9 protein-coding genes are annotated in these 13,569 nt (G+C 37.5%); 3 read left to right on the top strand and 6 right to left on the bottom strand.

Features of this window, described 5'->3' with window-relative positions; translation table 11 throughout:
• Positions 1-283: 283 nt before the first annotated feature.
• From R1T43_RS05780 to R1T43_RS05760, 5 genes are all read right to left on the bottom strand, one after another.
• Positions 284-1,123, bottom strand: a complete 840-nt coding sequence (locus tag R1T43_RS05780; RefSeq protein ID WP_317353836.1) for an alpha/beta hydrolase — start codon at positions 1,121-1,123, stop codon at positions 284-286.
• Positions 1,124-2,275, bottom strand: coding sequence for a hypothetical protein (locus tag R1T43_RS05775; RefSeq protein ID WP_317353832.1), 1,152 nt, complete (start codon positions 2,273-2,275; stop codon positions 1,124-1,126).
• Entirely contained in the window at positions 2,238-3,104 is an 867-nt protein-coding gene (locus R1T43_RS05770) for a hypothetical protein (RefSeq protein WP_317353830.1), read from the bottom strand. Before R1T43_RS05770 ends, R1T43_RS05775 begins: the two co-directional genes overlap by 38 nt.
• A gap of 95 nt (positions 3,105-3,199) precedes the next feature.
• Positions 3,200-3,334 carry a hypothetical protein gene (locus R1T43_RS05765; RefSeq protein ID WP_317353828.1) on the bottom strand — a complete coding sequence of 45 codons (135 nt, stop codon included), beginning with the start codon at positions 3,332-3,334 and terminating at the stop codon, positions 3,200-3,202.
• A 10-nt stretch (positions 3,335-3,344) separates the two neighbouring features.
• Positions 3,345-3,491 (bottom strand): hypothetical protein, encoded by a 147-nt coding sequence (locus tag R1T43_RS05760; protein ID WP_317353825.1) that lies wholly within the window; start codon positions 3,489-3,491, stop codon positions 3,345-3,347.
• Positions 3,492-4,246: 755 nt separating this feature from the next.
• Between R1T43_RS05760 and R1T43_RS05755 the strand changes: the two genes are divergently transcribed.
• Positions 4,247-4,885, top strand: a complete 639-nt coding sequence (locus R1T43_RS05755; RefSeq protein WP_317353824.1) for a DUF3471 domain-containing protein — start codon at positions 4,247-4,249, stop codon at positions 4,883-4,885.
• 218 nt (positions 4,886-5,103) lie between these two features.
• On the opposite strand, the gene R1T43_RS05750 is transcribed toward R1T43_RS05755, so the two are convergent.
• Positions 5,104-5,961 (bottom strand): SHOCT domain-containing protein, encoded by an 858-nt coding sequence (locus R1T43_RS05750; protein WP_317353823.1) that lies wholly within the window; start codon positions 5,959-5,961, stop codon positions 5,104-5,106.
• A 426-nt stretch (positions 5,962-6,387) separates the two neighbouring features.
• Between R1T43_RS05750 and R1T43_RS05745 the strand changes: the two genes are divergently transcribed.
• Together R1T43_RS05745 and R1T43_RS05740 are read left to right on the top strand one after the other, a co-directional pair.
• A complete protein-coding gene (locus R1T43_RS05745) occupies positions 6,388-7,083 on the top strand; it encodes a transposase (RefSeq protein WP_317353820.1) in 696 nt (231 codons plus the stop codon).
• A 322-nt stretch (positions 7,084-7,405) separates the two neighbouring features.
• Positions 7,406-13,459: an ATP-binding protein gene (locus tag R1T43_RS05740; protein WP_317353818.1), complete on the top strand. Its 6,054-nt coding sequence runs from the start codon at positions 7,406-7,408 to the stop codon at positions 13,457-13,459.
• Positions 13,460-13,569: the final 110 nt, after the last annotated feature.

Here is a 13,569-nt window from a genome sequence, read left to right as displayed (position 1 = left end):
CCAGCGAAACATAAATAATTTTAGGTTTGAAACATTACGTTGTGAACTTTTCGCTATTACACTATTGATGAGCCTTTCTTAACATTTCATTTAGGCTTCGTAAATTAGTTAATACTGATCATTTTGATACTGTTGCATGCCTTCTAAATCAGAGTATTCGTTTCTGTTCTCAACCGCTGTGTTTTTGATAGCTTTGTGGCGATGTTGAGCCAAAGGCAGTCAAAAGTAGAACGGAAATATAAGGTATAGCGTAAGCGTATTTATCCTTGAGATCATCACTCACCTACTTACTATCCCTAAGATTGACTGTATTAATAAAGGTATCAATTTTTTTCAGATAAGCTTTTCTATCGACTGAAAATGTATCGCAATGTCCCCCATCTTCAACCAAATATAGGTCACTATCTGGGTTCGACGATGCTGCAAAGATTGATTTCCCCATACTGGCTGGGATATTTTCATCTTGTAGTCCGTGAATTACCAATAAGGGTAAATTGCTTTGTTCTACTATATTTGGAATATCAAATTTAAGGTTTTCATCCAACTCTACACTAAACAAGGATCCAAATGTTTTACGTGATTTAAATAGGTCAATCATGTCAGTTTCGTTGGTTATGCCGCCTTCGATTATGAGCCCTTTGACTCGTGGGTCCTTAGCCGTCTCTGCTGCCATTACAGAGCCAAGAGACAGGCCATAAAGAAAGATATCTTGCTCTTTAGAAATAGATTCAATTGCTGTGATTGCGTCCTCTTTCATATTAGTGAAGTTAGCTTTACCTTCACTTTTACCAAAGCCTCTATAATCGATGGCTAGGACATTCACATTTAAGTCGCTAAGCGTGTTTAATACTCCAAACCATGGCTGTTTGGTTAAATTCAGGGCATTCCCATGAAAAATAACAACAGTCGTAGAGTTTGTTGAGTTGCTTTTCTCTAACGCAAAGAGTTTTGAGCCATCTTCAGAGAGAAGCTCAACCGGTCGGTAGGCTAATTGAAGCGTTCTTAAATTTTCACTATCTATCTCTTTAGATGGTGATGTAATCATATCTTCGTTTACTGTTATTGAACATGCCGTGGTAACTAATATAAATATGAACGCTATTAGTATTTTAATTTTTTTCATTTAATTTGCCTCTGAAATTAGTAAGTTTCTAAATTTTAAGATGATAAGGTTGCCCACATGACGTATTAACAGGAATAGAGAAATCGCAATAACTAGATAATGAAGAAGGACTAAGCCACCTTTTAGATAAGCAGAAAATGAATAGATACTTTGATTGAGTAGTTGTTCGATAATGTCTGGGCCGCGAAACAGGGAAAAATTTGCCATAAGAGCGAATGAAACAGCAAAGAAGGTCACCAATAGCAGCGCATATATAACGTGAATCACTTCAATATTATCAAGGCGTTTCATCCTTGAAAAAGTTTCACTCAACAAGTCGTCTTTCTTTGACAGGTCGTTAAGAAGCCAATAACCATCATTTCTAAAAAATGGAATCAGGTTAAAACATATGCCAATTAAGTTAAGTACTAAATATTTTTCTACCGCGGGGAAATAAGGCTCTAGTAAAATAAATAGCGTAGCCACTGCAAACTGTAAGTAGATACCTGATATCGCAATCGCCGCTTTTTTCGATCTAGGTAAAATATGCAAATTTGATACATTTGCATAAAATACTGGTATAAAAAAATTCATACCAAAACCAATTCCACCGGCTTTACCAGATAGCCTTTTGCAACAGCTCGCGTGCCCTAGCTCGTGAAAAAATGACGTAATTAAAGATAATACTAATATAGTGGCCAGCTCAATGGGGGTGTACGATAAAATATACTCATAAGAGAACACATGAAGGTGACTGGTAAAATAGCTTACATGAGCAACCAACGATATCAGCCCCACTGACAAAACCACTAATGGAATAAAAAGCCAGACCAAGCCTTTGCATAATTGGTTCACCATTGAAGCATTTAATATCTCAAAGTGTAAAGAGAGTGTAGGTTTCTTTGGTTTGTAGGTGACACGAGCTCCCTTAGTTTGATAGATACCCTTTGGCAATAGCACTTTTTCAATGAAATGTGCTAAGCGCTGTTCTTCGTCTTCCTCTATCTCATTCGCGGTGGCTGTTTCAAGTCTATTTAACAAAGAAACAGAGTTTTCCCCAAAAAGGAAAAAACGGTCATCATGGGTACGGATGACATATTTACCATCAGCCTCATTAATCGACTCGACTAACGACTCAAACTGCGCATTGAATATTGAAATTTGTTTGATCATTTATATGCTTCTTACACTGTTCAACATGTTCGCTACTTATTTTTTTAGACGCCTTTAAGTCACAAATTTTATTATAGAAAGCTTCGTTTATTCGATGCACCTGGTGACTGGAAACGTCAAGAGCAAAAAAGTTGCCTTCTAGTTTAAATGGGATAAACATACCAGGCTGCATTGAGCTTTCGTAAAACTTGAATATGTCCATGACTTTGTCCCACAAGTAAGGCTCATTCTCGACATATTTGCTGAACAGGCCAAAAATAGTATCTATATCGTTAACTGTGTTACTGGTAATAGGCACATCGTTTGTTTCTAAATTGTATCGAGAAACGATAAAACGGATTGGAAGTTTGAGCTTTTTAGCAATTTTTAGTAAGCCAGTCTTAACTTTAATGTTGCCATTTAAAAAGGGTAGCCATTGTTCATTTTTGTCAGAAACGCCGAGAGGTATATCAATTAGGGATAAAAAGACAGCGCCACTTTTATTCAGTTTAATCAGCTTTCTGAAAAACATTAACGAATCACCCACTTCAACGTATTGAACGTCTAATTCGAGATTATTAGTTAGCTGGATAATGCCTTGAATGGACTTTTGCTTCCCTACTAAACAGATAATCTTTCGGTCTGGGAAGATATTCGAAAGGTATTTTATAATTAACGGATACATACCAAAATGCGCTGTAACAAAAAATCGATTTTGCAGATCTTGTGATTGGCTTTCTGGCTGTAGATTGAATTGGTCGATGGATTGAGTGAATAAAATGCTTTGTAGTTTTTTTTGATATTGAAGCCACTTCCTCAAATGTGAGTATACATTTTGTGGCAGTGACACACCTAATCGTAAAAAGTTTGAGATGACAGTAAGCTTAATAGTTTTCTGCATAATTTAAAAAGTGGCTGGTAACCAGCCACTATGCTTCCTAAAAGTTAAAAGTGCACGGTGTACTTACATAACCATACGGTATCTTCGTACTCATAACGTTGCTCCAACTCCTGGACATCGTCAATTGACTCTATAACTAATAGTTCATTTTGCTCGTTTACAGATTTGTGATTTTCCATGTCAAACCTCTTAATGCCATTCATAATGACAAATGGTGACATTTGTGTCGTACTCGAAACGTTGTTCCAACTCTACAACGTCAAAAGTAGAAATGACTTCAAGGTTGTCTTTTTCGTTCTCTTTAGTGCTATCTTCATTCGATTGGATCAATTCCATTATTATTCTCCGATTTATAAATGTTAATAAACACAGAACTTTTCAATGGATTGAGTGATTATTGCGAGGATGATACTCCCTATCCCTGAATGACAGCTCAATCCGTTGAACTTGAGTATTAAAATACTCATCTGCGTAATTAAACTGGCACAATATTTTGGATCTGTCAATATGCTGAAAATAATAAAACTTAACGCATTTACCTCTCAAATTAGCGGATTGATAGTGTATTTTTATTAACCAAAAAACTGAGGTTTCACTTGGTCTTGAAGGTATATTTCATTGGTGAAAAAAAACAAAATCGCCGACATTAGACCTGCCAACTTACGCAAAGTGAAAGCTTCAACTTTTCAGAATAAAGCTATATATTTCAGAAGCTTAAACCATTAAAGTAAAATTTTTAAATCTATTACCACATTAGTTTATTAAAGATTTTTAAAATAAACATGGGCACAATATCTGAAGAACCGCACGAAGTTAATTTTATATTCCTCGGACCCAAGCCCCGCCTACCAAGGTGGTCGCACCACTTTAGTGCGACTCTCCATTGTTTTACAGTAAAACGTAAACGGCACGCAATAGTCCTGAGCCTAAGATAGCAAAACGATAACACGCTGTTGGTCTCAGTATTCGCTTGGAAGCGACGATGATTGTTTGAGACTACTAGCATCATGCCTAGTAAAATTGCCACCCAAAAAAATGGGGGCAGAGTACTTTAAACGAATTAAGTACTCTGACCCCATTATTTTGCGGGCATGTGGAGTACGCCGTCTGATATGCTGAAAATGGCAAGCGGCGTACGTAGCGCGTATTTAGGGTTAGACACAAATTGGATAACGAAGGCCACTGCACAAGAAATATTAACCAATAATACGCCAAGCAATAAAGCGCCCAATGTAGGCATAGGCTTTTTTATCAATATGGATGAAGATGGTGAAATTGTTGGCTTTGGGCATGGCGGCGCAGATAAAGGTTTTATGTCGCAGTTATATATTGAGTTAGATACCGGCAACGGCTACGCCATCATGACTAACGGCGATAACGGTAGCCAGTTAATTAGCGAATTAGAAGTTCGCCTAAAAGAAGCCTTGGATGTGGGGTACTCGCAAGCTGAGGTTATACCTTTAGTGCCAATCAGCCAAACGCAGCTGAGTAAGTATATAGGTACTTACGTGGTAACAGACCCTGTTAATGTTGAAATGGTATTGCAGGAAGCAAAAAACGGCTTCGTGCTTAATGCTTTACCGTACATTGAAAATGAAAGGTATTTTCATGAGGGTGATGGCCGCTTTTTTGCCAAGAACGGCAGTAGTATTAGCTTTGAGATTGACGACAACGGAATCGTTAAGACGATTGTGATGGATGATGATATACGGGGTGAGAAGAAAGAGTAAGAAATATGGGGCAGAGTACTTTCTAGAGATAATGTACTCTGCCCCTTTTATTCATCATGTTCATCTGCCTATCTTTAACTCTCTATTGAGTAATTTGAGATAGGCAGTTACACCAAATTAGTTCACTCTCGGCAGGTTTCATGCCGTCGTCGTTATTAGGCCATCATGTAATGGTTTTACTGTTATTGCGCTTCAGTCAAAAAGACAGTTTGCAACATTTAGTCGCAGGTATTTATCCAGGACTTTGGCACTTCTATTTCATTACCTATGTAACGGGTTTCTCCATCATAATAAAGGCTGCCATTAGACATAGATACTATCTTCATAAAAGCGTTACTCGACCCAGTATAGGTAAGCCTGCCTCGTACTGTGTTTCTTTCACCAGAATTAAACAGTCCCTTTCCAACAAAGTTCACTTGCGCGCAATCACCCGCTTTCAAACCAAGGCTAGGATCCATCAAATTAATTATTTGATCAAATTCACTTTGTGTTTCATAACGAAAAACGCGAGAACTGACCTCGCTTTCATCATTGCTATCTAACCAAAACCATTTCAATTCGTTGTTGTTTATTCTTGATATTATAAGCTTCCCACCATCAGTGCATTTTCCTACGCCTCTGGTAATACTTTCTCTAAAAACCATTCTATTTGTCGATTTTGAGATCAACGTTAAAGGCCCTCCGCAAGCTAATGATGGGTAATCAATGCGATAATCGCCTTCATTCAAAACCACCTTAATTGTCCATTTAGATCCGCCACTTTGATACCCTACACCTGCCCATGAACCTAAGAAAGAAAACTCCACAGAAGCACTCTCTTTAATGGTATTTTTGTTTACTTGCTTTTTATTCGACGCATCAAATATCAAAAAATAATATGCCACTCCAATAATTAGTAGGGCAAGTGTAACGATAGTGAGGTTTCTAATTGTATTGTTGGGTTTTTGGGCTTTTAAATCTTGTTCGGTTTCGCTTGCCAACAATTCTTGCTTAAGTTTCTGAAATTCACCTTCAGACAATGCGCCGCTTTCTTTTAGCTTTACAAGTTCCTTTATTTGTTCGACTTTTCCATTCATTTACTTTTCTCTAATTTAAATATTGCGATATCGACGTGAATCATAAAACTATAGGTTTACATAATAAGCAAGACAGTCATCTTTAGAAATGGAAAAATGACATGCGTGACGACTCTGCTCTAGGTTATTGATGCAGATAACTTTACCTGTTTTGAGATTGTCTTTAAAAGTAGATGTGTGCGTAAGTCTGATTTTTACTTAACGGTATTTATCCTTTTACTCGCGTGAGGTAACAATAAATCTACCAATTAGCCAAAGAATAAGGGGTCAAGAATAAGGGGTCAGAGTACTTTTATTTTGTATAAATGCCTACCGTCCCAACTTTTCATCACTGTCTTTTAGATTAGTTTTAACTGGTACAGGGTTGTAGCTAAAGCTGAATTTATCCATCGTGATAAGTAAAAATTCAATAGGGCAGATTTAGAAATGGCCAGGAAAAGACGACTAGCACCAGTAGGCTTTGCACAGCACGTTATTCAAAGAGGCAATAACCGGTCAATTTGTTTTGCCTGTGAGAGTGACTACATTGCTTACATCCACTGGTTGAAGAAATTTTCCCTACAATTTGATGTTAGCATTCATGCATGGGTGCTAATGACTAATCATACCCACCTCCTTTGCACCCCTAAAGATGATAACCGCGGTGTGAGCGCTATGATGCAGTCTTTAGGGCGCATGTATGTTAGGTACTTTAACCAAAAATACAAGCGGACTGGAACCCTGTGGGAAGGTAGATTTACCTCTAGCTTGGTAGATTCAGAAAAATATCTGCTTACCGTATACAGATACATTGAACTCAACCCTGTAAGGGCGAAAATGGTGTTAGACCCAGCTGAATATAAATGGTCTAGCTACTCAATAAACGCGTTAGGGGTAAAATCGACACTATGCAGTGCCCATGGAGTATATTTATCTTTAGGGAAAACTGAAACTGAGCGCATGAAAGCCTACCGTGCACTTTTCGAAACTGAAATCTCCCAAACACTTATTGGTAATATTCAATACTGCTCAAAAAAAGAGTTAGTATTAGGTAACAATAAATTTAAACAACAAATTGAAAACCTAACCGGTATCGCCCTAAAAAACGAAAAATTAGGGCGCCCTCCAAAAACTGAGGGCTGAGAGTTTTTGAGGGATAATGTACTCTGACCCCTTTATTCGCGTGGGGATCCCTCAGACTCTGACCCCTTTATTTATAAACCTTGAATTCGGGCGTAGTAAATATCGAATATATAAGGGTGTAACTTTCTTTAACCTCAGAATAAGTTATCAAACAGCAATCCTGTTGCGTATAATTGTTTTTTCGTAAAACGGTCGTATCGTAACAACACGCTGGTTGTAAATTAACCTAGAAGTTCCTAGAGTCATAAAGCATATGAATGTTTGAATTTATTCAAGATTACAACCTATTTCAGGAAGTCACATATTAGAATAAGGATTTAGTTTGAAAGGTCGTGGATTAACCCCAGCTCATCAGGGCTATCGTTATCAAGATATTTTTACTGCATATTTTTTTATGCGATGTCTTAGCGAAAGGTATGAAAGCATTTCTGTAGATAAAAAACGCTTTGAAGGGGATATATTTGACGATCTACATATTCAAAAGGGGCCTATCGCTACACACTACCAAGTAAAATCCAGTAGAAATGAGAGCAAACAGTTTCATCATTCTCAGTTACTTCGAAAATCATCTGACATTCGAATTGATTTATTATTCGACAGTTTTCTTCAGTCTGATAGTAATGAAGACCTCTATATTTTATGTGCTACGTGGTTAGCTCCTGAAGATAGGAACTATTTGCGTGAAGATCGAACTTTAAAAAGTATGAATAGCACCTCAAGCATTAGTTTTAAGTTGGATGCTAACGCCATTTGGCCTATTAATGCAGCTCCTATTTGGGAGCCTCTACAAAATGAAAAATACGACAGATTAAGTTTCATTGATTTTTGCGATGCTTTTACGATTGAACTAGCCCTTCCTATTTCTAGCGAAACCTTAATTGAACCAAGTATCTTAGAGCAAGAACTCATAAATTTAGCTAAGCATAAAGTAGGTGTAGGTTCATACCCAAATCAGGACAGAGACCCTGTTGACTTTTCAGCTTTAGCAATTTCCCTCGCTAATTTGGCAAGAACTCAAAACGCAACTCATACACCTACTAGCATCGAATTAGAGCTAGGTTTGAGAACTGATTTTGGAAAAATCAATCAGAGTTTCCCTGTCAACTTTGATGTTTTTGTTAACAGAGATTCTTTCGAAACATCGCTTATTTCTAATGCAAAAAAGTTAAATCACCAAGTTGTTTTGGGTAGCCCCGGAGCAGGAAAATCTTGGAGCCTAACCCGGCTGTCAGAAAAGCTTGAAGAGCAAGGGATATGTGTAGCAAAACATTACTGTTATCTTGAACCGGGAGATGAAGAATTAGAGAGACGAATCAGTACGGAAAGTTTGTTTGCTAACTTGCTATATGAACTAACGAGCAAAAATACGGAGTTACGAGATAACCTTACTTCTAGATACTCATCCACTTTCGAATCATTAGATGAAGCTATCAAAGTTGCATCTGAGCAAGAAGAACTAGTGGTACTTATAGTAGATGGCTTAGACCATATAAGCAGGATTTTGTCTGAAGCGGGACAATTAAGCTTTTCTGACACTGATATAATAGGCCAAATTTGTAGTTTATCACTTCCAGATAATGTCGTTTTAATACTTGGCTCGCAACCCGGCGAGCATATAAAAAAAATAACTGAGTCTCTAGGCGAACGTGTTTACCTGAATTCTGTACCATCTTGGAATCGATTCGAAATCGAAGACCTGATGCATTCTCTTAACATACCTTACTATTGCGATAGCGCTGCATCTATTTCCTTTAAAAAGGTAACAGATGCAGTTTTGATAAGATCAGATGGTAATCCACTATATGCCACTTTTCTGGCAAAGGAACTAGTCAATAGCAATGATATAAATACAGACAAAGATTTAGATGATTGGCTTGATTTAAAACCTAGCTTGAATGGAAATGTAACTTCGTATTATCAGTATCTATTATCAAATAAAGATGATGGAACGCTATTAATAGCTAACATTTTGGGACTAATAGACTTTGGAATATCAATTGAAGAACTGAAGCAAGTTTCGCCATTACTATCTCCTATCGTAGACTCAAGTATCAAGCATTTATCACCTATCCTAACCGACGTTACAGGGCAAGGTGGCGTAAGGATTTACCATGAGAGTTTCAGGAGATTTGTTGTTGAGAGTCAACCTAATACGGTTCACATTAGGGATATCTTACAACCAATAACTGAGTGGCTTGTTAAAATTGGTTTTTTCAAATCCGCAAAATCTTATCGCTTTTTACTTGTATTACTTAGACGGCAAAAAGAAGCTCATAAAGTCATGGAACTGGTTACAACCGAATTTGTTTCTAAAAGTCTTGAATTCGGCCATACCGAAATAGCGATAGAAAAGAATCTTGAGATAGCTTTAGAAGTAGCATCTCAGCTTAATAATTGGGCAGCCTTAACAAGGCTCGCCGAATTAAAACGTTCTTTGCACACTTGCTTTGAAGAAAAACTTAACGACCAATTAAGTTACTGGGAAACTTTTACAAAGGTTTTCGGTGCGGAATTAACAGCAGAACGTTTACTTTTCGAAGGGCAACCAACTTTGCCTACCAGTATAGGACTAGCTGTGTGTGCTCTTATAGCAGATGCTGAACATGTTGCTCCTTGGAGAGAGTATCTTTCCAAAGACTCCTCGGAAAAAGTCAGTAATTCTTCTACTCAGTCAGGGAGTAACACTGACTATGAAGATAGCTTCCAACATTCTATAAATCGATTCAAAGGACTATTAGCGACAAAAGGAAGGCTAGTAGGTTACAAAAGATTAGTTAAATTTCTTCTAAAACAACGAAAAGCTCTAGAAGAGGATTACATTTATGAATTAATCACAGCGTTACAAAACTATTTTGACATCGATATAAGCCTAAGGTTAGCAAAATTTCTATCTCGTTATAGATGTATAAATAATAGTTCAATTTTAGGAGTGGCTCATTTATGCAGAGCTGAGGGTGAAACTGGGAAAAAACGGGCTTCCGAAGCAGATCAAGCAATAGGGTATTTGAAAAGTAGAGATAAAATTAAACTTTGCCTAACGCTTGGTGCTGATCCAAAAAATTGTACAGCTACTTCCCAAAAACCAAGCGAAATAGACCTTTCGGTTGGAAAATATTCACCTGAATATGAGAATATTCTAGAGTGGTTTTTGTCCCTTCATATTAACCCAAAGTGTTATGAAGAAGAGTTAAAAAGGGTAAGGGAAGGTGATAATTGGTATTCTCAATGGCTAGAGTTTTTAATTCGACTAGCTGAGTACCGCACTTCTAATAATTCTTTAAAAATTACAGAAATCTTCAAACTTATCTCTGAGAATACAGCTCCGTTCAAAGGGGAGCCTCGCTCTTGCGATCTGTACCGTGTTCAACCGCTAATAATTAAGTCAATTATTGATGGCTTGCAGTTGACCAATACAGAGCAAGAATTTAAAGAGTGTATTCGCTGCGTAAAAATAGCTATGGATGAAACAGGGACATCTATGGATAGAAGTGAGTCAGGGCCGATACAAACAATCCCCTTACTTACACAGTTATGTGCCATAAGTCACTTAAAATGTGCTCAAAATGAGATTTTGGAGTTTTGCATGGAAGTTGTGAAGGACTTCGAATCCTCCGGTACTTACTTTGAAAGCCATGCTGAGATAGGTATGTCTTTAGCTTATTTGCTTTCTTCATTTGGCTTTCATGATGAATCCAAGCAAGAATGGCGGAAAATCGCGCAATACCTGTGCGCTTATGGTTGGCGAAAAGATGTTACCATTAATGGAATATTGAACTCTTTGCCTTCCATCGCTAAGCCAAACTGGTCAACGGGAAAAGATGCATTTCTTAAATCTCTTCCATTGGCTCAAGCTTTACGCAGACATACCGATGGCAGGGAAACAAAACATGCAATCAATAATTGGTTTTCAAGTCTCTGTCGTTCAAATTTAAACATAGCTCTAGAAGTATTAAGTGGCACTCTCCACGACTATGACGGTGGTGTCAGTTGGGTATTAGATACTGCAACGCACACCGTGCTTGACGAATATTTTAAAAAATCAATTGATCCAATAGCTTACCATGTTCTTTGCACTACCGAATTCAACTTCAGGTATGAAGGAGATGCAAAAGAAAGAATTAATGAAGAGCTGAAAATAATTGAAGACTTCTTAAATGATGATAAAAAGCTCGGCACAAGGTACTTTGAAAACTTAGTTAAGCGTTATCTTGGTAGTTCATCCAAATACCCTGAAGAGGTTTTGCCACAATTAGAAAAATTTGCAGAAACACATTCCTTGAACTTCAATCGAAAAGTTTCGCTAAAGCCAAAAGAAAAGAAGTCCGAATATTTAAAATCAGATAACTTTTCAGGTTGCATTCGACAGAAAATAACCCCGCTAATCAGATTACCTTTAAGCAGTGCTCTTTCTAACAGCAAAGAGACTGAGTTTAGAAAAACTATAAATTTTGTTACCGAAAGAATGGATTCTAGGGGGCGAGTATCTTTAGACTCCTTCATAAATTATTTTGGTTATTCATTGTACGAATATTCTGAAGCCAATGGAGAGCACCAAGCTGGAGAGTTTTTGTTGTTATTTGTTGAAAAAGCACATACGGCATACATGTCTGATCATCACCCAATCATAGATTTAGCAGAAGGATTTAGTCGTTTAAAGAAACGTAAATTGTCTTGTATTGCTTATACGCTTGCGCATGTGTATCGAAGAGGAAATAGGGGCTGGGGAAACATTGGTGATGAGTTAACAGAACATCACCTTTTAAAGGCAGTTGAGATCAATAAAGAGCTTGCGCTGAACATATATGCAAGAGGTGTTGGTCATTTATTATCTGCCAGCAGTTACAATCATGGAATTACGGAAGGTATTATTTGTAGGCTGTCAAGTATCGGCTTATACGATGATGCTAATCAAGCTTGGTGGGCCGCGTATGAAGTCATAAAGCATCGATTACCTCTAACTGAAGAGGATGATTACTGTTGGTTAAACTCAACACCTGTTGCGAAGTCACGGGGCTGGTCTTCACAGGAAGGAATCATAGCTGTTCTCCTAGCAAAGTTAGACTCTCCATACATAGCAATTAAACATCAAGCAATGCTAGCAATAAAACACTTAATCGAAACTGCTGATTCGAACTTGATTAAACCTCTGAGTTGGTATCTTACTGAATCGACACTTGTTACATCTTTGGAAGTATTGTTAGCCCTGTTACTAAGATATGACACTGTGAGCTATTCCATAACTAAAAAAATAACAGCAACGCTAGAGCTGTTAGCAGATTCGCCTTTATGGATTGTAAAAAATTCCGCTAGGGCTTTATTAAAACAAATTACTGACTACAAACATAAAGATTATAAAATTGATATGACTAAGAAACCATTAGAGAAAAGGTTTGTTCCCGAACTTCTTTCAATGGATAAATCGAGGAAAACATTTTTTTTAAGTTCAGTTTGGGATAAATTCGCCCAAGCCTATACCGACACTCTTAACCACAGACTTACAAAATCCAAATTTAATAAAGAACAATGGAAGGTACGGTTACACCTACAACACGGAGAAAGAGGAGACTGCTACCCCGGTGTTCAAGTTCTTGGTTGGAACGAGGAACTAGCAGAAATTACTACTAATGAGGTGCTTAACAATTTAGAAATTGAGCAGCAAGTGTTCTCAGATACATCTGAAGCAATTGATTTGGCAGTATCACTTCTTCCAGACGTAGAAGTCTATATCACATTTCACGAGCTTCAATGCGCTAGAGAAAACTATCCTCTCCCCGTTGAACTTAAAGAGACAGGCAAAAGAAACGAATTTACTTACATTATGAGCAGCGGCCCATATAGAGGCTGGATAAGAGCTGCATATATCGAGCAACAATGGCTTTTTGATAAAGGGGGCTATTCCAAAGAAGCGAAAGAAAAGGTTGAAGTCCAATCCGCTTTAGCAATAGAACCCGATGACTCTCCTGCTCCAGAGGGTATTGCCCCAATATTCACGGCGGATGATATTAGCTGGGAAAGTTCCCCGATTAATGGATTAGATATTCCAATGGGGCTATGTTTTGGAATAGCTGACTACAGGACATTTCTAGGCAAAATTCAAATAATCATCCCTCATTCAAATCTAATATCAGCTCTAAATTTGAAACCGGATAGTCTATTTACGTTAACTGATGACACTGGGGAAGAAGTTGTAGTTTTTCGAAGTTGGCAAAAAGTTTATGAAAATTCTTACGAAGTAGATGTAATTGAGTTGCAAGGCGCTGAAGTTATTATGCACCCAAAGTTGATTGATAAACTAGACCAAGCGGAAGGTTGCAAAATAATTGAGTTAACAACAAACGTCAGAGATAAAGTGTCAAACCCAATTAAAAGAAGTTAACCATTAGCGCTAACTTGATACCCAGCTAAAATCTGTTTAAAGCAATAAATGTACGATGACTTTTAAATATATACATTAAATGGTTGACGGATCGTAGTTCGTACTAATTT

Source organism: Alteromonas sp. CI.11.F.A3, assembly GCF_032925565.1.
Classification (GTDB): domain Bacteria; phylum Pseudomonadota; class Gammaproteobacteria; order Enterobacterales; family Alteromonadaceae; genus Alteromonas.
This window is presented reverse-complemented; position numbering and strand designations above follow the sequence as displayed.